This window comes from Arthrobacter nitrophenolicus, assembly GCF_045833485.1.
Classification (GTDB): domain Bacteria; phylum Actinomycetota; class Actinomycetes; order Actinomycetales; family Micrococcaceae; genus Arthrobacter; species Arthrobacter nitrophenolicus.
On sequence record NZ_CP174504.1, the window covers coordinates 1,411,066 to 1,431,207 of the forward strand.

The following is a 20,142-nucleotide window of genomic DNA, read 5'->3' on the forward strand; positions in this document are numbered from 1 at the left end:
CTCTAAGGCTGGCGTTCAGGGCCGTCGCCGGAGCCGTCCTCGCGGGCGGCCTTGGCGGCGGCTTTTTGCACCACTGCCTCCAGCTCGTCCGAGGTGAGCAGCTCGCGGTGCAGGTGCTTGGTCCGGTAGCCTGCCCGGCCCACCATGTGCGCCGAGACGGGAACCGTGAGGAGCTGGAAGATCCAGGCCACCAGCAGCACCGGCCACACCCACCAGGTCCGCATTTGCAGCCCGATGGACGCCAGCAGCAGGAACAGGCCCAGAACCTGCGGTTTGGTGGCGGCGTGCATGCGGCTCAGCAGGTCCGGGAAGCGCAGCAGGCCAATGGCCGCGCCGAGGGACATCACCGCGCCCACCACCATGAACACGGCGGACACCAGGTTGATCCAGCCGTCCGCGCTTGCCAGGTCGAAGGTCCAGGTATCAGGGCTCACTGGGCTGCTCCCTCCGGTCGGCCACGAACCGGGCCACCGTCACCGATCCGATGAAGCCGATGACGGAGATGGCCACCACCAGCATCAGGTTGTTAAGGTGCCGGTTCACCGCCATGTCCACGCACAGCGCCCCGCCCAGGATGGCAAGCAGCACATCGGAGGCCAGGACGCGGTCCAGCAGCGAGGGCCCGCGCGCTATGCGGATGATGGCCCCGGCGGCGGCCAGGGAGAAGATGACGGCCGTGACGGCCAGGACGGCCTGCATCATGCGGCTGCCTCCATCCGGACTGCTTCCAGTTCTTCGCGCGTGCCCATGATCCGGATCAGTCCGGCCTCGATGGACCTCACTTCGTTGCGCAGGTTTTCCACGTCCTCCGGGGTGCTGATGTTGATGGCGTGCAGGTAGAGGGTGGACGTTGACCGGTCCACTTCCACCACCAGGGAACCGGGAATCAGGGATATGACGTGCCCGGTGGCGGTGACCATCAGGTCCTGGTGGCTCCGCAGGGTAACCGCGACGACGGCGTTGGTCACCTTGGGTCCCCTGGTGATAGCGAGGTGCAGGACCTGGGCGCTGGCAACAACCACCTTCGCCAGGAACGCCAGGGCGAACGGGATGGCGTAGAGGATGTTGAAGCGGCCGCTGAGCTCCACCGGCGGAAGGTAGAAGAGCCGGGCGACGGCGACTGCCAGCAGCGCGCCGAACAGCAGGTTGCCGGGGCTGAAGTCCTGCCAGAGAGCACCCCACACGATCACCAGCCACACCAGGAGCGGCAGTTCCTGGCGCAGTGAAATGCGGCGGCGGCTCATTGACCTCCTCCCGCGGTCCGGACGGGTGGCACCACGGTGTCCCCGCCCATGACGGCCTGAATGTACGGCGTCCGGTCCAGCATGTCTTCAGCCGCCCGGTCGGACAGTCCGAAGAGCGGCCCGGCGAAGACGGTAAGGGACACGCCCAGCGCCACCAGGCCCAGCGTGGAGCCCACCATGGTCCGCGGCAGCAGCGTTGCGGAGCGGGTGGCGCTGGTGCGGGAGGTCAGCAGCATGCCGGTCCGGCGGGCACCGCCATCCTGGCGCCCTTCCCCCTGGACCTGCCCGTCCGCCTGTGCGTCCTCGTCCGGCCCTGCCAGCAGCACCGGGTCCGGGTGCTCGGCGTCGGAGGGCCGGCGCCAGAACGCGCGGTTCCAGACCCTGGCCACTGCCAGCAGCGTCAGCAGGCTGGTGAGGACGCCGCCGATCACCAGTGCGTAGGCAAGGGGCGTTCCCAGTTCGATGCCGGCCTGCATTAGTCCCACCTTGCCCAGGAACCCGGAGAACGGCGGGATGCCGGCAAGGTTCATGCCGGGGATGAAGAACAGCAGCGCCAGGAGCGGCGAGAGCTTGGCCAGCCCGCCCAGGCGGTCCACGGAGGAGCTTCCGCCGCGGCGTTCGATCAGCCCGGTGACCAGGAACAGGCTGGTCTGGATGGTGATGTGGTGGGCAACGTAGAAGACCGCCGCGCCCAGTCCCGCCACCGAGGACATGGCCAGCCCGAACACCATGTAGCCGATGTGGCTGACCAGGGTGAAGGAGAGGAGACGCTTGATGTCGCTCTGCGCCAGGGCACCCAGGATTCCCACCACCATCGTCAGCAGCGCCGCCACCATCAGGGGCGTGTTCAGCGAGTCCCCGGGGAACAGCAGGGTTTCCGTGCGGACCATGGCGTAGACGCCCACTTTGGTCAGCAGGCCGGCGAACACCGCGGTGACGGGGGCCGGGGCCGTGGGGTAGGAGTCGGGCAGCCAGAAGGACAGCGGGAAAACGGCCGCCTTGATGCCGAACGCCACCAGCAGCATCACGTGCAGGAGGGTCCTGGTGCCCTGGTCCAGTTCCCCCAGCTTGAGCGCAAGGTCCGCCATGGTCACGGTTCCGGTGGCCCCGTACACCATGGCAATGGAGATCAGGAACAGCACCGAGGACACCACAGACACCACCACGTAGGTGACGCCTGCGCGGATCCGGGGGCCCGTCCCGCCGAGGGTCATCAGCACGTAGCTTGCGGTCAGCAGGATCTCGAAGCCGACGTACAGGTTGAAGAGGTCCCCGGAGAGGAAGGCGTTGGACACCCCTGCCACCAGGATCAGGTAGGTGGGGTGGAAGATCGAGACAGGCGCGTCGTGGTCGCCGTCGGCCATGCCCTGGCCGGTGGCGTACACCAGCACGGCCAGGCTCACCGCGGACGAGACCACCAGCATCAGCGAGGAGAACTGGTCTACCACCATCACGATGCCCCACGGCGGCAGCCAGCCTCCGATGGTCACCGCCACGGTGCCGCCCTCCCACACGTGGGCCAGCAGGAGGCATTCGAGCAGCAGGGTCAGGGACAGCAAACCGATGCTGACGGCCTGCTGCGCCCGGGAATGCCGGATCAGCATGAAGGTCAGGGCAGCGCCCAGGATGGGAAGTACGACGGCGAGCGGGGCAAAGCTTGCGATGTTCACTTTCCGCCTTCTTCCGGGCCGGGCTCCACGTTCCGGGAGCCGGGTTTTTCTTCGGCGGCGGCGTCCTCGGCCGGCATTTCGCGGCCGCCGGCCACGAGGGTGGCCGTGCCGGCGGCACGCCCGCCGTCACCGGACGGGCGGTGGTCGGAGATGTCCCGGCCGTCACCGCCCAGCATGGTGAGGGGAAACTCGGAGGTCTCCGCCGGGATTTCGGCGTCGTCCTCGGCATCGAAGCTGGGGGTCTCGGCGACGCGAAGGTCTTCCACGTCATCCTGGATCTCATCGCGCCGGGCAAGCACCCAGGTCCGGTAGATGATGCCGAGCATAAAGGCTGTGACCGCGAAGGAGATCACGATGGAGGTCAGGATCAGCGCCTGCGGCAGGGGGTCGTTGTAGTCCTCGGCCGCGATGTCCTTGGAGTACAGCGGAGCCAGTCCGGCGTATCCGCCGGTGGCGAGGATCAGCAGGTTGGTGGCATTGGCGAGCAGCATCAGCCCCAGCAGTACCCGGGTGAGGCTGCGTTCGAGGATGAGGTAGATCCCGCAGGCGTACAGGGCACCCATGATGATCAGCAGGGTCAGGTTGACGCTCATGCTTTGCCCTTCGCCGTGGTTTCCGCCGGAATGCCGTCCGGCTCCTGGTCCTCGGCGGGAGCAGCTGCGCGTTCCTCGAAGTGCTCGTCGATTTCGGCGCCGAGGCTGCGCAGGACGTCGAGCACCAGCCCCACCACCACGATGTAGACACCGATATCGAAGATGGTGGAGGTGACGAACTTGATGTCGCCGAAGACGGGCAGCCAGAACTGGATGATGGCGGTCTGGAACACCTGGCCGCCCAGCAGGAGCGGGACCACGCCCGAGGCCGCGGCGATGGCCAGCCCGATGCCCAGCAGTGCCCCGGCGCTGACGGGGGTCGCCTCCCGCAGTTCAAACCGCCCGCCGGCGAGGTAGCGGATGGTGAGGGCAAGTCCGGCCGTCAGGCCGCCCGCGAATCCGCCGCCGGGAAGGTTGTGGCCTGCCAGCAGCAGGTACAGCGAGAAGATCACCAGGGAGTGGAAGACCAGGCGGGTGACCACCTCGAAGATGATGGACCGGCGCTCCGGCGCGAGGGTCCGCCCGGCCACCAGCCAGGCGTCCCGGGTGGCGGAAGCGAATTTCCTGCTGATGGCCAGGGCCGCGCCGTCCCGGCTCCCGGGATCGACGCCATGGTGGCGCCCCACGGATCCCTCGGCCACCGACGCGGACATCAGGATCCGGTCGCCCCGGCCGCGGACGAAGATCAGGCTTGCCACACCAGTGGCGGCGAGCGCCAGGACGGTGATCTCCCCGAAGGTGTCCCACGCCCGGATGTCCACGAGCGTCACGTTCACGATGTTCAGCCCGCCGCCGCCTTCATAGGCCAGTTGCGGGAACTCCAGCGAGACGGGAGTGGCGATGCGCGCTCCCATGGCGAAGATCGCGGCGAACACCATGGTGGTACCGAATCCCAGGCCGATCAGGACGCGGACCACCCGGTACTTTCCGCCGGTGCGGTCACGGAGTTCGGCCGGCAGGCTGCGCATGGCCAGCACGAAGGCCACCAGGATGATGGTCTCCACCAGCATCTGGGTAAGGGCCAGGTCCGGGGCGCCCTGCAGGGCGAACATCAGGGCAATGCCGTAACCGGTGACGGACACCATCAGGACTGCCAGGAAGCGCTTGTTCGCCTTGACCGCGGCCAGGGCGCCGATCACGATGCCGGCTCCCACCACGAGCTGGAGCGGCGAGCCGGGATCCACCAGGTAGAGGCCCTCGGGAAGCGGTTTGCGGGCGGCGAGGATGGCGGCCAGGGGCAGCACGAACGCCACGCTGAGGATGACGGCCAGGTAGTAGTAGAGCGAACCGCGCTGGGTGCGGCCGGTAACCCAGACGGCAATGTCGTCCAGGGCGCCGATGGTCAGCTGGTAGGCGCGGTCGGCGTCCACCCACGCCGGCACCTTGGACTGCAGCCGCACGACGGCATTCCGGCCGAAGTACATTGCCAGGCCCAGCGCGAAGGTCAGCGCTGTCAGGCCCAGCGCGGGGGTGAAGCCGTGCCACAGCGCCAGGTGCCCTGCCTGCTCAGCCGGGGTGCCGGCGTCGGGCGCCGTGGATGCGAACAGTGCAGCGTAGGGCTGGAGCCAGGCGTCGACGGGGACCGGCCAGAGCCCGTACACGACGGTGAGGAGGCTCAGGATGGCGGGGGCGGCCAGGAAGGACGGCCGGATTGCCTTGAACGGGGTGGGCTCCACGCCCGGCTTGGTGGCGAACGCCCCCCACATGAAGCGCGCGCTGTAGGCGAACGTGAGGATGGATCCCAGCACGATTCCGCCAAGGACCACCGCTCCCCACGGCCCGGCGGCAGGGTCTTCGGCGTGGTGCACGAAGGCCTCCAGCACCGATTCCTTCGCCACGAACCCGGCCAGCAGCGGGACGCCCGCCATGGACGCGGCACCGACGCCCGCCACGATGCCCAGGGCGCGGGAGGACCGGAAGACGCCGGAAAGCTTTCCGACGTCACGGGTGCCGGACTGGTGGTCGATGATGCCCACCACCAGGAAGAGGGTGGCTTTGAACAGGCCGTGGGCCAGCAGCATCGCCAGTCCGGCCAGGGCGGCATCGGGCGTGCCCAGCCCCACCACCATAGTGAGGAAGCCCAGCTGGCTGACGGTCCCGTACGCGAGGATGAGCTTGATGTCTGTCTGGCGGAGCGCGCGGTAGCCGCCCACCAGCATGGTGGCCAGGCCCAGCCCCAGCACCACCGGCTGCCAGTAGGCCGTTTCGGAGAAGCCCGGCGCGAGCCGCGCCACCAGGTAGATGCCGGCTTTCACCATGGCCGCGGCGTGCAGGTACGCGCTGACGGGAGTGGGGGCTGCCATGGCTCCGGGGAGCCAGAAGTGGAAGGGAACCAGCGCCGACTTGGTGATGGCACCGACGAGGACAAGCACGACGGCGGCGCTCACCATGGGGCCGGACGCTCCGCCCGCCAGGGCGGGAGCCTGGCCGAGGATCGCGGAGATGCGGTACGTTCCGGCGGCATGCCCCAGCATGATCAGGCCCACCAGCATGGCCAGGCCGCCTGCCGTGGTGACCATCAGGGCCTGCAGGGCAGACCGGCGCGCTGCCAGCCTGGTCCGGGCGAACCCGATCAGGAGGTAGGACAGGATGGTGGTGAGTTCCCAGAAGATGAAAAGCAGCAGCAGGTCATCCGCCACCACCAGGCCGAACATGGCGCCGGCGAAGGCCAGGAGCTGGGCTCCGAATGCTCCGAGGTCCTGGTCCTTCCGCTTGAAGTACCGCCCGCAGTAGGCCAGCACCAGGGAACCGACGCCCAGCACCAGCAGCGACATCACCCAGGCCAGCGCATCCAGGCGGAAGGCGAATTCGAGGTGCAGGCCGGGAATCCACGGAAAGACCTCGGCCACAGCACCGGCTGCCGAGTAGACGGGTGCGTGCTGGAAAAGGAGCCAGGCGAAGGAACCTGCAGGGACAACAGCCAGGGCGTAGAACGCATTGCGGCCCCAGGCCCGGAAGAGAAGCGGCGCCAGGACAGCCACCGAAAAGTGCACGGCAAGGACTGTTACCACTGGATTCTCCGCAACGTCAGGGATTCGATTGTCAAAAGTAAAGCAGGCGGCAAAAAGTAAGGTTCGGGAACAGGCAGTTTATCAAGTCTCTTTTGCCTCCGCCCCGCATCGGGTAACATGACCGCCGCCTCCCCCGGCATTCCGGGGCAGGGTCCGCGCCGTGTTCGCCCTCGGCGGATACGATGCATCGTATGAACAGCGCCAGCGCTCCGGGGGCCATGCAGCCGGCCTCGGACCTTGAATCAGGCCAGCACGCCTCCAATAAGGGCAGAATCCTGGCCTGGGCTTCCTGGGACTGGGGCTCCGCGGCCTTCAACGCCGTGATGACAACCTTCGTCTTCACCGTCTACCTGACCTCCAGCGCCTTTGGCGGGGAAGATCAGGCGTCCGCCGTGCTCGGCGCTGCCCTTACCGTGGCGGGCTTGGCCATCGCCCTGCTGGCCCCCGTGACCGGGCAGCGTTCCGATGCGGGCGGCCGGCGGAAGCTCTGGTTGGGTGTGAACACCGCGGCCGTCGCCGTCCTGACCGCCTTGTGCTTCTTCGTGTTTCCGCGGCCCGAATTCCTGCTCCTGGGCGTGTCCCTGATCGCGCTGGGAAACATCTTCTTCGAGTTCGCCGGCGTCAACTACAACGCCATGCTCGCCCAGATATCCACGCCCCGGAACATCGGCAGGGTCAGCGGTTTTGGCTGGGGTGCGGGATACCTGGGCGGAATCGTGGCCCTGCTGGCCGTCCTGCAGTTGTTCGTCCAGCCCAGTTTCGAGTGGTTCGGCGCGTCCACGGAGGACAGCCTGAACATTCGCCTGGTGGCCGTTTTCTCCGCCTTGTGGTTCTTCGTATTCGCCCTGCCCGTGCTGTTCGCCGTCCCCGAACTGCCCCGCACAGGCAAGGGCAGGCAACTGGGCTTCCTGGCCAGCTACGGTCTGCTGGTGCGGCGGATCAAGGCGATCTATGCCACCAGCCCGCACACCATCTACTTCCTGCTGGCAAGCGCCGTATTCCGTGACGGGCTTGCCGCGGTCTTCACGTTTGGCGGGATCATCGCGGCCGGAACCTTCGGCTTCGAGCTCTCCCAGGTCATCTTCTTCGCCATTTTCGGGAATGTGGTGGCGGCGGTGGGGGCCGTGATCGGCGGATTCCTGGATGACCGGGTGGGACCGAAGGCCGTCATCATCGGTTCCCTGCTCGGCCTGCTGGCCGCGGGCACCGTGATCCTGGTCCTTGGCAACGGCGAGTACGTCTTCTTTGGCATGGCCTGGGCAGGCAGCACCACGTTCTGGGTGTTCGGCCTTTTCCTCTGCCTGTTCGTGGGTCCCGCCCAGTCCTCGTCGCGCGCGTACCTGGCGCGGCTGGCACCACACGGCGAGTCGGGTGAACTTTTCGGCCTGTATGCCACCACCGGCCGTGCCGTCAGCTTCCTTGCTCCAGCCTTGTTCACCCTCTGCATTGCCGTTGCCACGCCGCTGGTTCCTGCCGGCGAGGCCCAGCGCTGGGGGATCCTGGGCATCATGGTGGTCCTCCTGGCCGGCCTGCTGGTCCTGCTCCCGGTGAAAGCGCCGGACGAGGCGCCTATTGCGGTTGTTCCGGCGGCCTGAATCCGGGCAGGACTTCCGGGCTCACTGACCGCACCCCACGGGCGCCCCCGGAAGACTAGGCTTGAAGCATGAACGTGGATGAGACCAACCTTCCGGGCCTTGGCCTGCGGAAGGATTTCATGACAGCCTCCGGCCGCCGAATCGGCGTGGTGGAGCTGCGCGAGGGTCAGACGGAACTCATCATCTCCACCTGGGATGATCCCGATACCTGCCAGGCGTCCATTCCGCTGACCAGCGACGAAGCAGCCACCCTGGGCAACCTCCTGGGCGGGCAGCACCTGGCCATGAAGCTGACCGAAGAGCACAAGGACTACCCCGGAATTGTCACCCGGCAGTTCTCGATCGCTCCCGACTCCCCGTTCCAGAACCAGCCCATGGGTAAGGCATGCATCCGCACCCGGTGCGGCGTGTCCATCGTGGCCATCATGCGTGAAGGTGAGGTGCTCCCCTCGCCGGGCCCCGACGCCGTCCTCCACACCGGGGACCTGCTGGTGGCAGTCGGAACGCAGGAAGGTCTCGACGCGGCAGCCGATATCCTGCGCCACGGCTGAGTCCTATGGACCCGCTGGCCCTGACCCTCATTGAACTGGGGGCCGTTGTGTTCTGCCTCGGCCTGTTGGCCAGGCTGGCCGGACGGATCGCAATGTCACCCATCCCGCTCTACCTCCTGGGCGGGCTCGCTTTCGGCGCAGGCGGCATCGTCAAGCTTGAGGGGATGCACGAATTCGCCCACATCAGCAGCGAAATCGGGGTAATCCTGCTGCTGCTTATGCTCGGGCTGGAATATACGGCAACCGAGCTCTTCACGGGCCTGCGCCGGTCCTGGCAGGGCGGTGTGCTCGACTTGGTACTGAACTTCCTGCCCGGTGCCGCGCTGGCCTACCTGCTGGGCTGGGGCGGTGTGGGGGCCATGGTGCTGGGCGGCGTCACGTACATCTCCTCATCGGGAATTGCGGCCAAGGTCATCACCGACCTCGGCCGGCTGGGAAACCGGGAAACGCCCGTGGTGCTGTCCATCCTGGTGTTCGAAGACCTGGCCATGGCCGTCTACCTGCCTGTCTTGACCACCATCCTGGCCGGGGTCAGTTTCCTCGGCGGGCTCACCAGCGTGGGCATCGCGCTTGCAGTCGTGAGTGTGGTCCTGATGGTTGCGCTGCGGCACGGGCATCACGTGTCCAGGGCCGTCCACAGCGAGAACTCGGAAGTGTTCCTCCTGAACGTCCTTGGTGCCGCGCTGCTCGTGGCCGGACTCGCTTCAGCCATGCAGGTATCCGCCGCGGTGGGGGCGTTCCTGCTCGGCATCGCCATTTCCGGCGCCACAGCCCACAACGCCACCCGCATCCTTGAACCGCTGCGGGACCTGTTCGCGGCAATCTTCTTTGTGGCGTTCGGGCTCAACACCGATCCTTCGTCCATCCCTCCGGTACTGGGATGGGCCCTGGTGCTGGCCGTCATCACCGCCGCCACCAAGATGGTCACGGGCGTCTGGGCCGCGAAGCGTGCTGGCATTGCCCGGCGCGGCCGCTTCCGTGCCGGAGCAGCGCTGATCGCCCGCGGCGAGTTCTCGATCGTGATCGCCGGCCTGGCAGTGGCGTCGGGAGCGGTACCAAATGAACTTGCAGCCCTGGCAACGGCCTACGTGCTGATCATGGCCGTGCTGGGCCCGCTGGCGGCGCGCTACGTCGAACCTCTGGTCGGCGCAGCCGGCGGCGGCAGGCAGGGAGTTCCGGCGAAGGCGTAAGCGCGGTGCCTGCGGAATGAGGTGGCTGCCGGATCCGGAGCCGGCTAGATGCTGGTGCGGTGGAAGTTCAGGTGGCTGCGGCTTGCGGTGGGCCCGCGCTGGCCCTGGTAGCGGTTTCCGTACTCGCCCTGGCCGTAGGGGTACTCCGCGGACGATGTCAGCCGGAAGAAGCACAACTGGCCGATCTTCATGCCCGGCCACAGTTTGATGGGTAACGTGGCCATGTTGGACAGCTCAAGGGTGACGTGCCCTGAGAAGCCGGGGTCGATGAATCCGGCGGTGGAGTGCGTCAGCAGGCCCAGCCGGCCCAGCGAGGACTTGCCCTCCAGCCGGGCAGCGATATCGTCCGGCAGCGTGACGGTTTCGTAGGTGGAGCCCAGGACAAACTCCCCCGGGTGCAGGATGAAGGCTTCGTCCTCTTCGACTTCCACCAGCCGCGTCAACTCAGGCTGCTCCTGCGCGGGGTCGATGTGCGCGTACTTATGGTTGTCGAACAACCGGAAGAACTTGTCGATCCGCACATCCACGGACGACGGCTGCACCATCGCGGGATCGTAGGGTTCCAGGACGATCCGCTGGGAATCAATTTCGGCACGAATATCGCGGTCAGAGATCAGCACCGTCCCAAATTACCGTATGGCTTATCCACACCAATATTTTTCCGTTGTTGCTGTGGCCTCATGGGGCTAATGTTGCCTCAGATACTCAGGCGCCGGATGGTCTCCCGGATGGCCCAACAGAGCTGGGGATGTTGTGAATAGATTGGTAGCGCCCTCTTTCATTGGCGTGCTCTGCGCCCTGGCGCTGGCCTCCTCGTCAGCGGGCACCCACCCTGCTACGCTGCCGGCCAGCGACCCGGCAGTCGCCGCCGGTCCGCGGAGTGTCCTGCTGGAGCCCGCATTGCGCGGCGGCGGCGCGGGCGGTGCAGGGGACCCGTCAGCAGGATCACCGCTCACCCCTGCCGTGGAACCGGAGATCCGTCCGGCGTCGCCGGCCACAGCATCTCCCGCCCCGGAGGCGCCCGCCCCCACAACCTCGGGGACGGCCCCGGCCCCCGAGCCCGTGACGTCCGAGGCCACTGCCGCCGGCACGGCTGATGCCGCTCCGGAAGTTCCGTGGATCCCGCCGCTGTGGGCGCCGGATGAGGAACTGGGAAAGTCCGCACCGGCGCTGCCCGCCCCCGAATCCATGCTTGCCGTACCGAGTCCCGAAGCCCTGGTGCGGGATGACAACTCGGCCGCAATCCTCACGGTTTTCAACCGGATCAATGAATACCGGGTGTCCAAAGGCCTGGCGCCCGTGAAGTACCACCCCACAGTGGCGGGATTGGCGCAGGAGTGGTCGGACAACATTGCCTCACGCGAGGTCATCGAGCACCGTGCCAACTTCTGGACTGATCCCCGCGCCCTGAACCCCAACAATGGCGCCGGCGAAGTGATCGCCATCCGCACCGACCGGGATGCGGCATTGCTGGTGGAGTGGTGGAAGGGCTCGCCCGGCCACAACGCCATGCTGCTCGACCCCAGGTTCAACGTGATGGGCGCCGGCATCTCCTACACCGACCGCACCTACAAGATCTGGGGCGTGGTGAACTTCTTCGGCTACACCACGCTTCCGGCGGGCACCGTCAATTCGCCCGGCGGCGCCAGCAGCGGCGGCGGAGCCGCCCTGCCGCCTCCCGCTCCCACCATGTGCGATGCCACGGTGCGGCACATGCCGCCCACGCTGGACCTGTCCGCCGCAGCCATCACGGGCCCCGGAGACCTGGTCACTGTAGATGCCACGGGCCAACTCCTTGCCCGCACCTCGCTCGGCGCACGCTCCTACGGGTCTATAAGGTTGATCGGTTCGGGCTTCTACGGCGTCAAGGAAGTCTTCGTTACGGACTGGGACCGCGACGGGGCCTATGACCTGCTCACCCAATGGACCAACGGCAACCTGACTCTGCACCGCGGCATTGCCGCAGGCGGGTTCCAGGCACCGGTCACCCTCGGCGCCGGAGGGTGGGACACCCTGACCTTGGCCGTGGGCGGCTGGTGTGCCAATAACCGGATGCCCCAAATCCTTGCCCGGGATGCCGCCGGCAACCTCTACCTGTATCCCAACAAGGGAACCGGTGACCTCGCCGCACGGACCCTGGTCGCCAGCGGGCTGCCAGGCGGCAGGCTGGCCATGGTGGACTACGATGCCGACGGCTTCCAGGACCTGCTGGCCATCCGCACCGACGGAGCGGTTGTGCTGTACCGCGGCTGGGGAACCACGGCGCTGCGCGCCGAAGCCCGGCCCACCGTTGCCACCGGCTGGCAGGATGCCACGGGCGTGAAGGCCCTGCGGGACGTCACCGGGCTGAACTCAACCGGCGTGGCCCTCCGCCGTGCGGGTGACGTTGTCCAGTACTGGGACCTGACCGGTGGAAGCCTTGCCTCGGCGTCGAACATCGCAGGGCCGTGGACCGGTCAGCGGCTGGCCCAGTAAGCGGGCCCGGTAGGCGGACCCGGCAGACGCGACCAGCCGGGACCTAGACGGCGGGCTGGAGCTCCAAGACGTCCTTGAGCCGCTCCAGCTGGGCCACTTCTGCCCGGACGCTTCGCTGGACCATCTTGTTCAGCAGGCCCAGCCGGTCAAGGAACGCGAACCGGCCCTCGGCCTGCGCTTCAACCGCGAACCGGACCCGGGTTCCCGCCTCTTCCGTGCTGAGGTAGTAGCCGCCGCTGCGGTTTGCGGGGCCGGACAGGACCCGGAACTCGATTTCTGCGCCCGGACGGGCCTGGGTGATTTCTAGGTCAGCCGGGATGCTCAGCCCGGACCGGCCCGCGACCATCTGCCGGTAGACGGCGCCCTTGGCCTCAGCCGGGCCCTGCAGCAGCTTCACGCTGCGGACGCCCTCGCGCCAGAGCGGAAGATTGGTGGCGTCCAGCAGGTAGAGGTACACAGCCATGGCGTCACGCCGGATGAGGACCTCGTGTTCTGCGAATGCCATGTAAATCTTCCCGTGGTTGCCGTCGGCCTGCCGCGCTGGCCGCCTCCCCCTGACGCCGCAGCCTTCCGGTTCAGGTTAACCAGCGCTCCGGACCCGCACCTAGCCAGGGCCTGCGACGTTATTGAAGAGTTACTGGATGACGCCGGGGCCCACGGGACACGGCCAACAGCGCTCAGGGTTGGGCGGATTGAAGCTACATCTGCGCTAAGCTAAGTTCTGCCCCGCGCGAGCGGCGGCAGTGCGGCTGTAGCTCAATGGTAGAGCGCTAGCTTCCCAAGCTTGATACGCGGGTTCGATTCCCGTCAGCCGCTCCAGTTTCCCCTGTATTGCCGTGGCCGCGCACGGACCGTATTAGGTGCCGGGGTGTAGGGTCTGTAGTCAGGAACCTTTCGGTTCCGCTACAGGAGCAATCATGGCTGATAAGTCCCCGCGTCAAACGGCATCAAAAAAGTCCGGCAAATCCATCAAGGAAAAACGCGCAGACAAGAGGGCCGCTTCCGCGCCGGCCAGTTCCCTGGATATCCCCTCCGGCAAGAGCGCTGCCAAGAAGAAGTAGCCGGGAAACCGCCGGCTGGAAGCCGACCGACGGCCTGGAGCAGCTACCAAAGAATGCTGGCGTTTGCTTCAGGCTGCCGCTGTCCGGTCCACGATCTGCAGCGGCCGGCGCCGGTCCTTCAGGTCCACCCGGAGCGTGAGCGCTGCTTTCCGGGCCAGCAGGACTGACACTGTCAGCGCCGCGAGCGCAGGGGCCCCGCCCGAGACCAGGAGTGCGGCGTGCGGATCCGCGTGTTCGGCGATCCAGCCCAGCATCGGCCCGCCCAAAGCCTGGCCGCCGATAAGCACCATGATGTAGAGACTCATCACCCGCCCCCGGATCCCCATGTTCGAACTGACCTGGACCAGCTGGTTGGAGCCGGTGAGGAACATCAGGCACCAGAATCCTGACAGGACTATCGCGGCGCCGAACCAGGCCATGGATGGTGCCAGCGAGGCCAGGCAGAGCATCGCCCCGTACATGCCGGCGCAGAACACCACGGACCGCAGCCGCAAGCGCCGGCGGCGGGTGGACGCCACTGCCCCGGCCAAGGCGCCGAGAGCCACCAGGGCGTTGAGCAGCCCGTAGCCACCTGCACCCACCGCGAAGACGTTGTCGGCGAACGCTGCAAGCAGCACGGGCAGGCTCATGGCGAACACTGCAATGAAGCCAGCCATCAGCCAAGGCCAGAAGATGGTGGGCTTGCCCAGTGCGTAACGAAGGCCTGCCCGCAACATCCCCTTGCTCTTGGGCGCAGGGGCGCTGACAAACAGCTTGTCCTTGCGGAGGACCAGAAGCATCGCCACCGTGGAGCAGCAGGCGGCGGCGTTGGCAGCGAAAGCCCAGCCCGCACCGACGGCGGTCAGGAGCAGGCCGGCCAAAGCCGGGCCGATCAGGCCGCCCAGCTGGAAAGTTGTGGAATTCACGCTGATGGCATTCCGCAGGTACTTCGGACCTACCAGTTCGTGCACGAACACCTGCCGGGCCGGCTGGTCCAGGACGGTGACCAGGCCCAGCACCAGGGCGATCACGTAGACATGCCATACCTCGATGGTTCCGGTGAGTGCGAGGACAGCCAGCGTCGCGGCCAGGACCGCTGCCAGGCTCTGGCACAGAATGAGGATCCGGCGCTTGGCGAACCGGTCAGCCACCATCCCGCCCCACGGCCCGAAGAGGAGGGACGGCAGGAACTGCAGGGCAACGGTGATTCCCACGGCCGTTACGGAGCCTGAAAGCTGCAGCACCAGCCAGTCCTGCGCGATGCGCTGCATCCACAGCGCGATGACGGCCACGAAATGCCCCATAGCGAAAATCCGGAAGTTGGGCACTTTCAGGGAGATGAAGGTGTGCCGCCAAGGGAGGTGTTCGGCCACAACCGGGAGCGGCTGGGTGTGGATGTCCTCCATGGGAGGGGCAGATGCAGAACCTGCAGAATCGATGACGGGCTGGGTGACGGTTGCCGACGACGGCGGTGGGGGTGCCACAGTGGTGTCCTCAAATTGCGGGCGGGCTGGGATGTCCTTAACGCTAGGCTGGGCAGGAAGATTATGGAGGCGTATCGTGCCTATAACTCCCATTGCAGTACGTAATGCCAGTCAAGACTGATGGAGTCCGCCGTGTTTGAACCCGCCCAGCTGCGCTCCTTCCTGGCAGTGGCCGAAACGCTCAGCTTCACCAAGGCCGCCGAGCGCCTGGGCCTCGCGCAGCCCACCATCAGCCAGCACATCCGGAAGCTGGAGGCGGCAGCCAAGCGCGTGCTGATCGCAAGGGACACCCGTGACGTCCGGCTGACAGACAACGGGGATGCGATGGCAGGGTTCGCCCGCAACATCCTGTCCGCCCATGACGCCGCGGCGCGCTATTTTTCCGGTTCGGCGATGCGCGGCCGCCTCCGGTTCGGCACGGCGGACGATCTTGCCATTACCGGCCTGCCCCGGATCCTCCGCGAGTTCCGGCAGATCTACCCGCAGATCAACCTGGAGCTGACGGTGGGCCAAAGCGACCAGCTGTACCGAAAGCTCAACGCAGGCCAGCTGGACCTGGTGTTCGTGAAGTGGGTGGCCGGCGCCAAGGACGGCACGGTGGTGCAGCACGATTCGTTCTCCTGGGTGGGCTTGGAGCAGACCAGCCTGGAACCGGGCAACCCGGTCCCGCTGATCGCCTATCCCTCGCCCAGCCTGAGCAGGAAACTGGCCATTGATGCCCTCGAAGCACACGGCAGGACCTGGCGCATCACATGCACCACCCGCCAGATCAGTGGAGTCCTGGCTGCCGTCCGGGCCGGAATCGGCGTGGCAGTCATGCCGACGTCGCTGGTCCCGGAAGACCTGAAGATCATCACGCGGCGCTTCGACCTGCCCGCCGTGGGGGACGTGGACTTCACCCTGATCCGCAATCCGCTGGCCAACTCGGAAGTCATCGATGCGCTCACGCAGTCCATCGTGGGCAGGACTATCAACCGCCAGGCCTAGGAACGGTACTCCCGCGGGGCCAAACGGCAACCGGAGCAATACGCCACCCCGTGAAATCTATCCATTGATGTCAGAACGTTACCTAATCTATGCTGGTCTCCCAGGGTCAAGCAGCTGGCCGGTTCTCTTACACGGGCGTGCCCTGAACAACAGAGCTTTCCGCCCGGGACAGGCAGCCAATGAAGACAGCCAAGAACACCCATTTCAGTGCGGCCCATGCACACCCGCACACTCCTGCGCGGCCCGCAACCCGCCAATCAATCCTCGGCGCGGGAGTAGCAACCACGGATTCCGGCTACGTGGGCAAGCCAACCTGCGACAAGTGCCGTACCGACGAATTCATCTACCTTGAGTCCTATATACCGCCCACCTACCGGCGCGACGGTGCAGTAGCCACCCTTGGGGAAGTGGCCTACACCTGCACCCGCTGCGAGGACTTCTCAGCACACAGCGTTCCCGTGACGTGGACGCCGCCCGGGTGGTACCTGGGCTGACGCCCGAAGGTCTCCTGCCGCGCAGCCAGCGCGGACACTGACAGCAAACAAGGCCGGGCGGCCACCCGGGAAGGTGGCCGCCCGGCCTTGTGTTTGCCTGCGCCTGGTTAGAGTTGCCTGCGCCTGGTCAGATCAGCGCATCCGAGAGGTGGTTCGGGGTGCCGAAGCGGTGTGCCGTGATGCTGACGGCCTGCTCGTGCAGGAACGGCAGCAGTTCCACGCGGCCCGCCCCCGTGACCGGGTGGGCGTACACCGCCAGGTCGGGGCGACCGCCGGTTGCCTCGGCGAGCGCGGACGCGTCCCCGCCGATCAGCCGGATGCGCGCTCCGGAAAGCTTGCCGGCGGAGGCAAGGCGTCCCGCGGAAGCCAGCCAGCCGGCGTCGGACTCTACAGTCACGTCGATGTCGAGCGCGGTAAGCACCGGGCGCAGCTGGGCGGGAAGTTCGACGGCGGTGGACACCGTGAGCTCCGATCCGGCCAGGACGCCGGCTGCCACGGTCCGGACCAGGTCCGCGAGCGCCGCCCCTTCGGACAGGCGGACGGTGACGGGCAGGCTGCGGTAGCGGAAGATATTGCGTTCCGCGCCCAGGCCGGACACGTCCTTGGCGGTGCCGAACTCCTCTGCCCAGGCCTCGGCGTCGGACGCCAGGGCACGCTGGACGGATTCAAGCCCGGCCGGCTCCAGGGCGGCGCCGGCGGCGTTGATGATGCGGCGGACACCCGGGTGGGTAACGGAGGCAGTCGCCGTGCTGCGTGCTGCAGCCCAGTCGCCCAGGCCGGCCAGGTAGTTGGGGCCGCCTGCCTTGGTGCCGGCACCCACTGCGGACTTCTTCCAGCCGCCAAACGGCTGGCGCTGCACGATGGCACCGGTGATGCCACGGTTGACGTAGAGGTTGCCGGCCTGGATGGAGTCCAGCCAGATGCTGAGTTCCTCCGAGTTGAGGGAGTGCAGCCCGGCGGTGAGGCCGTACTCGATCTGGTTCTGGATGGCGATGGCCTCCTCCAGGGTGTCCGCTGTCATCACGCCCAGCACCGGGCCGAAGAACTCGGTCAGGTGGAAGTAGGAACCGCGCTTGACGCCGTAGCGCACACCCGGGCTCCACAGCTTTCCGGTCCCGTCCAGCTTCTTTGGCTCCACCGCCCAGTTCTCGCCTTCGCCGAGGGTGGTCAGGGCGTTCAGGAGCTTGCCGTTGGCAGGCTCGATGATGGGGCCCATCTGGCTGGTGGGATCCTGCGGGTAGCCCACCTTGAGTGAGGTGACGGCGTCGATCAGCTGGTTGTGGAAGCGCTTGGACTTGGCCACCGAGCCCACCAGGATGACCAGGGATGCGGCGGAGCACTTCTGGCCGGCGTGGCCGAACGCGGAGTAGGCCACGTCCTTGGCTGCCAGGTCCAGGTCCGCGCTGGGGGTGACGATGATGGCGTTCTTGCCGCTCGTCTCGGCCAGCAGCGGCAGGTCCTTGCGGAAGGAGCGGAACAGCTCGGCGGTCTCGTAGCCGCCGGTGAGGATGACGCGGTCAACGGCCGGGTGGGAGATGAGCTGCTTGCCGAGCTCACGCTCGCCCAGCTGCACCATGGTCAGGACGTCACGGGGCACGCCGGCTTCCCAGAGGGCTTCGACCATCACGGCGCCACTGCGGGCGGCCTGCTTGGCCGGTTTGATGACGACGGCGGAGCCGGCGGCGAGTGCCGCCAGGGTGGAGCCGGCCGGGATGGCGACCGGGAAGTTCCACGGCGGGGTCACCACGGTGAGCTTGGCAGGGACGAACGTGGCGCCGTCGACCTTGTCCAGCTTGCGTGCGGACTCGGCGTAGTAGTGGGCGAAGTCCACTGCCTCGCTGACCTCGGGGTCACCCTGGTCGATGGTCTTGCCGGTTTCGCTGGCCATGACCTCGAGCAGGTCAGCGCGGCGGGCCTCAAGGACGTCGCCGGCGCGGTGCAGGATTTCGGCGCGCTCGTCACCGGAGAGCCCGCCCCAGGCCTTGCCCTTTTCGACGGCGGTGGCGATCACCGTGTTGAGGGTGGCCTCGTCCTTGATGGATGCGGCGGCCACGGAGGCGTGGCCGAGGGTGGAGGACGGGATGCGGTCCAGGATGGCCCGGCCCCAGTCGCGGTTCGCGGGCAGGGACGGGTCGGTGTCCGGGGTGTTGCGGAAGCCGGTGTGCGGCATGGGAACGGGCGGAAGGCTGCGGTTCTGCTGGCGGTTGGCCGGCGGCACGCTGTTGTCCAGGGCTTCCAGGGAGGACAGGAAGCGCTGCTTTTCGCGTTCGAACAGGGCCTCGTTTTCGCTCAGTTCGAACACTGCGGACATAAAGTTGTCCTGGCTGGCGCCCTCTTCGAGGCGGCGGATCAGGTAGGCGATGGCGACGTCGAACTCGGACGGGTGCACCACGGGCGTGTAGAGCAGCAGCGAGCCGACGTCCTTCTTGACGGCCTCCGCCTGGCCCTGGGCCATGCCCAGGAGCATTTCGAATTCGATACTCCGCTGTGCGGTATCCGCGATGCCGCGCTGCTTGGCCAGCAGCCAGGCGAAGGCGATGTCGAACAGGTTGTGACCGGCCACGCCGATCCGGATGTTCTTGATCCGCTCCGGGTGCAGCGCGTAGTTGATGACGCTCTTGTAGCTGGTGTCGGAGTCCTGCTTGGTGCCCCAGGTGGCCAGCGGCCAGTCATGCAGGGAGGCTTCCACCTGCTCCATGGGCAGGTTGGCGCCCTTGACCACGCGCACCTTGATGGCAGCGCCGCCGTTGGCACGGCGTTCGGCTGCCCAGTCCTGGAGCCGGATCATCGCGGAGAGTGCGTCCGGGAGGTAGGCCTGGAGCACGATGCCGGCCTCGAGGTTCTTGAACTCGGGTTTGTCCAGGATCCGGGTGAAGACCGCGATGGTCATGTCCAGGTCCTTGTACTCCTCCATGTCCAGGTTGATGAACTTGGCTTTCCCGCCGGTGCTGCTTCCGGGGGCGGCGAAGGAGTTGGCGAGCTGGAACAGCGGGGTGAGCTTGTCGACGACGTGCTCCACGGCTTCGTCGAAGGCCCAGGCGGAGTGCGGGGCAACGGTGGAGGAAACCTTGATGGACACGTAGTCCACGTCCGGGCGGGCCAGCAGGGTGTGGGTGCCTTCGAGCCGGCGCGATGCCTCGTGTTCGCCGAGGACTGCCTCGCCAAGGAGGTTGACGTTGAGCTTGATGCCGTCCTTCCTGATCTTGGCGATGGCCGGGCCCAGCTTGGCGTCCGTGGCATCCACGATCAGGTGGCCCACCATCTCGCGGAGGACCTTGCGGGCGATGGGGATGACAACCTGCGGCATTACCGGGGCCATGGTGCCGCCCAGCGCGACGGCGCTGCGCATGTACCAGGGCAGGAAAGCCGGAACCTTGGGGGCAAGCTTGGCCAGGTTGCGGGCGGCGACGTTCAGGTCCTCGGGGCGGACCACACCGTCCACGAAGCCCACCGTGAACTCCAGGCCATTCGGGTCCTTGAGAACTCCGGCAAGCTGCTCGGCGGAAGCGTCCACCGGAACCTTTGCGGCCTCGGTCAGCCAGCGGCGGACCAGGGCCACTGCGTCGTCTGCCAGGGCCTTGGCCTGCGGGACATCGACGTCGACGGTCTGCGGCGCAATACGTGCGGCAACTGCCGGCTCCATTGCTACGTGGGTCATGGCTTTTCCCGTTCTTTCCTGGGGGTTTGGAGTGGTCTTATCCACCAGTATGGGCCTGCGTTCACATAAGATAAAGCGATGTTTTCCAACCAATACAGGTTAGAAAAGATGAAGCATTAAACCCCCGCCGAACTCCACCCTCCCGCACTT

General features: G+C 66.9%; 17 protein-coding genes and 1 tRNA gene. 8 read left to right on the plus strand and 10 right to left on the minus strand.

Translation table 11 applies throughout. From position 1 onward, the window contains the following. Nucleotides 1-2 precede the first annotated feature (2 nt). Genes mnhG through ACJJV6_RS06695 form a run of 6 tightly spaced genes read right to left on the minus strand, consistent with a single transcriptional unit; the run spans nucleotide 3 to nucleotide 6,518 of the window. On the minus strand, nucleotides 3-434 hold the full coding sequence (mnhG, locus tag ACJJV6_RS06670; RefSeq protein ID WP_133347543.1) for a monovalent cation/H(+) antiporter subunit G: 432 nt from the start codon (nucleotides 432-434) through the stop codon (nucleotides 3-5). Continuing rightward, the gene (locus tag ACJJV6_RS06675) at nucleotides 424-702 is read right to left on the minus strand and encodes a monovalent cation/H+ antiporter complex subunit F (protein ID WP_407710221.1); all 279 of its coding nucleotides are present in this window, start codon (nucleotides 700-702) and stop codon (nucleotides 424-426) included. The genes mnhG and ACJJV6_RS06675 overlap by 11 nt, the downstream gene beginning before the upstream one ends. Continuing rightward, nucleotides 699-1,244 (minus strand): Na+/H+ antiporter subunit E, encoded by a 546-nt coding sequence (locus ACJJV6_RS06680; protein WP_009358218.1) that lies wholly within the window; start codon nucleotides 1,242-1,244, stop codon nucleotides 699-701. The genes ACJJV6_RS06675 and ACJJV6_RS06680 overlap by 4 nt, the downstream gene beginning before the upstream one ends. Beyond that, nucleotides 1,241-2,914, minus strand: a complete 1,674-nt coding sequence (locus ACJJV6_RS06685; protein ID WP_407710222.1) for a Na+/H+ antiporter subunit D — start codon at nucleotides 2,912-2,914, stop codon at nucleotides 1,241-1,243. The genes ACJJV6_RS06680 and ACJJV6_RS06685 overlap by 4 nt, the downstream gene beginning before the upstream one ends. Then, the gene (locus ACJJV6_RS06690) at nucleotides 2,911-3,507 is read right to left on the minus strand and encodes a Na(+)/H(+) antiporter subunit C (protein WP_133347535.1); all 597 of its coding nucleotides are present in this window, start codon (nucleotides 3,505-3,507) and stop codon (nucleotides 2,911-2,913) included. The genes ACJJV6_RS06685 and ACJJV6_RS06690 overlap by 4 nt, the downstream gene beginning before the upstream one ends. After that, entirely contained in the window at nucleotides 3,504-6,518 is a 3,015-nt protein-coding gene (locus tag ACJJV6_RS06695; RefSeq protein WP_407710223.1) for a Na+/H+ antiporter subunit A, read from the minus strand. Before ACJJV6_RS06695 ends, ACJJV6_RS06690 begins: the two co-directional genes overlap by 4 nt. A 191-nt stretch (nucleotides 6,519-6,709) precedes the next feature. Here ACJJV6_RS06695 and ACJJV6_RS06700 point away from each other — a divergent pair, with 191 nt between their 5' ends. The 3 genes from ACJJV6_RS06700 (at nucleotide 6,710) to ACJJV6_RS06710 (ending at nucleotide 9,854) form a co-directional block, all read left to right on the plus strand. Next, a complete protein-coding gene (locus tag ACJJV6_RS06700; RefSeq protein ID WP_009358221.1) occupies nucleotides 6,710-8,113 on the plus strand; it encodes an MFS transporter in 1,404 nt (467 codons plus the stop codon). A 68-nt stretch (nucleotides 8,114-8,181) separates the two neighbouring features. Then, nucleotides 8,182-8,664 (plus strand): cation:proton antiporter regulatory subunit, encoded by a 483-nt coding sequence (locus tag ACJJV6_RS06705; RefSeq protein WP_009358222.1) that lies wholly within the window; start codon nucleotides 8,182-8,184, stop codon nucleotides 8,662-8,664. 5 nt (nucleotides 8,665-8,669) lie between these two features. Then, nucleotides 8,670-9,854 (plus strand): cation:proton antiporter, encoded by a 1,185-nt coding sequence (locus tag ACJJV6_RS06710; RefSeq protein WP_009358223.1) that lies wholly within the window; start codon nucleotides 8,670-8,672, stop codon nucleotides 9,852-9,854. A gap of 44 nt (nucleotides 9,855-9,898) precedes the next feature. On the opposite strand, the gene dcd is transcribed toward ACJJV6_RS06710, so the two are convergent. Next, nucleotides 9,899-10,474, minus strand: a complete 576-nt coding sequence (dcd, locus tag ACJJV6_RS06715) for a dCTP deaminase (RefSeq protein WP_009358224.1) — start codon at nucleotides 10,472-10,474, stop codon at nucleotides 9,899-9,901. Nucleotides 10,475-10,607: 133 nt separating this feature from the next. On the opposite strand from dcd, the gene ACJJV6_RS06720 reads away from it, so the two are divergent. Further along, the gene (locus ACJJV6_RS06720) at nucleotides 10,608-12,329 is read left to right on the plus strand and encodes a CAP domain-containing protein (protein ID WP_152419574.1); all 1,722 of its coding nucleotides are present in this window, start codon (nucleotides 10,608-10,610) and stop codon (nucleotides 12,327-12,329) included. 43 nt (nucleotides 12,330-12,372) lie between these two features. Here the strand turns inward: ACJJV6_RS06720 and ACJJV6_RS06725 are convergent, their stop codons facing one another. Further along, nucleotides 12,373-12,834, minus strand: coding sequence for an SRPBCC family protein (locus tag ACJJV6_RS06725; protein WP_009358226.1), 462 nt, complete (start codon nucleotides 12,832-12,834; stop codon nucleotides 12,373-12,375). A 240-nt stretch (nucleotides 12,835-13,074) separates the two neighbouring features. Here ACJJV6_RS06725 and ACJJV6_RS06730 point away from each other — a divergent pair. Both ACJJV6_RS06730 and ACJJV6_RS06735 read left to right on the plus strand, forming a co-directional pair. Further along, nucleotides 13,075-13,148: transfer RNA gene (locus ACJJV6_RS06730), tRNA-Gly, on the plus strand. Between the two features lie 98 nt (nucleotides 13,149-13,246). Next, the gene (locus ACJJV6_RS06735; RefSeq protein WP_009358227.1) at nucleotides 13,247-13,390 is read left to right on the plus strand and encodes a hypothetical protein; all 144 of its coding nucleotides are present in this window, start codon (nucleotides 13,247-13,249) and stop codon (nucleotides 13,388-13,390) included. A 68-nt stretch (nucleotides 13,391-13,458) separates the two neighbouring features. Here the strand turns inward: ACJJV6_RS06735 and ACJJV6_RS06740 are convergent, their stop codons facing one another. Next, nucleotides 13,459-14,853 (minus strand): MFS transporter, encoded by a 1,395-nt coding sequence (locus ACJJV6_RS06740; RefSeq protein ID WP_354175766.1) that lies wholly within the window; start codon nucleotides 14,851-14,853, stop codon nucleotides 13,459-13,461. A gap of 132 nt (nucleotides 14,854-14,985) precedes the next feature. On the opposite strand from ACJJV6_RS06740, the gene ACJJV6_RS06745 reads away from it, so the two are divergent. Then, nucleotides 14,986-15,840 carry a LysR substrate-binding domain-containing protein gene (locus tag ACJJV6_RS06745; RefSeq protein WP_009358228.1) on the plus strand — a complete coding sequence of 285 codons (855 nt, stop codon included), beginning with the start codon at nucleotides 14,986-14,988 and terminating at the stop codon, nucleotides 15,838-15,840. A gap of 179 nt (nucleotides 15,841-16,019) precedes the next feature. Then, nucleotides 16,020-16,334: a hypothetical protein gene (locus ACJJV6_RS06750; protein ID WP_009358229.1), complete on the plus strand. Its 315-nt coding sequence runs from the start codon at nucleotides 16,020-16,022 to the stop codon at nucleotides 16,332-16,334. Between the two features lie 127 nt (nucleotides 16,335-16,461). Here ACJJV6_RS06750 and ACJJV6_RS06755 read toward each other — a convergent pair whose 3' ends face one another. Next, nucleotides 16,462-19,992, minus strand: a complete 3,531-nt coding sequence (locus tag ACJJV6_RS06755) for a bifunctional proline dehydrogenase/L-glutamate gamma-semialdehyde dehydrogenase (RefSeq protein ID WP_407710224.1) — start codon at nucleotides 19,990-19,992, stop codon at nucleotides 16,462-16,464. Nucleotides 19,993-20,142 lie beyond the last annotated feature (150 nt).

Bases quoted from the DNA above. Each gene is read 5' to 3' on its own strand.
- ACJJV6_RS06710 (WP_009358223.1), top strand. From the start codon at position 8,670: ATGGACCCGCTGGCCCTGACCCTCATTGAACTGGGGGCCGTTGTGTTC.
- ACJJV6_RS06700 (WP_009358221.1), top strand. From the start codon at position 6,710: ATGAACAGCGCCAGCGCTCCGGGGGCCATGCAGCCGGCCTCGGACCTT.
- ACJJV6_RS06675 (WP_407710221.1), bottom strand. From the start codon at position 702: ATGATGCAGGCCGTCCTGGCCGTCACGGCCGTCATCTTCTCCCTGGCC.
- ACJJV6_RS06725 (WP_009358226.1), bottom strand. From the start codon at position 12,834: ATGGCATTCGCAGAACACGAGGTCCTCATCCGGCGTGACGCCATGGCT.
- ACJJV6_RS06680 (WP_009358218.1), bottom strand. From the start codon at position 1,244: ATGAGCCGCCGCCGCATTTCACTGCGCCAGGAACTGCCGCTCCTGGTG.
- ACJJV6_RS06690 (WP_133347535.1), bottom strand. From the start codon at position 3,507: ATGAGCGTCAACCTGACCCTGCTGATCATCATGGGTGCCCTGTACGCC.
- ACJJV6_RS06750 (WP_009358229.1), top strand. From the start codon at position 16,020: ATGAAGACAGCCAAGAACACCCATTTCAGTGCGGCCCATGCACACCCG.
- ACJJV6_RS06735 (WP_009358227.1), top strand. From the start codon at position 13,247: ATGGCTGATAAGTCCCCGCGTCAAACGGCATCAAAAAAGTCCGGCAAA.
- ACJJV6_RS06705 (WP_009358222.1), top strand. From the start codon at position 8,182: ATGAACGTGGATGAGACCAACCTTCCGGGCCTTGGCCTGCGGAAGGAT.
- ACJJV6_RS06755 (WP_407710224.1), bottom strand. From the start codon at position 19,992: ATGACCCACGTAGCAATGGAGCCGGCAGTTGCCGCACGTATTGCGCCG.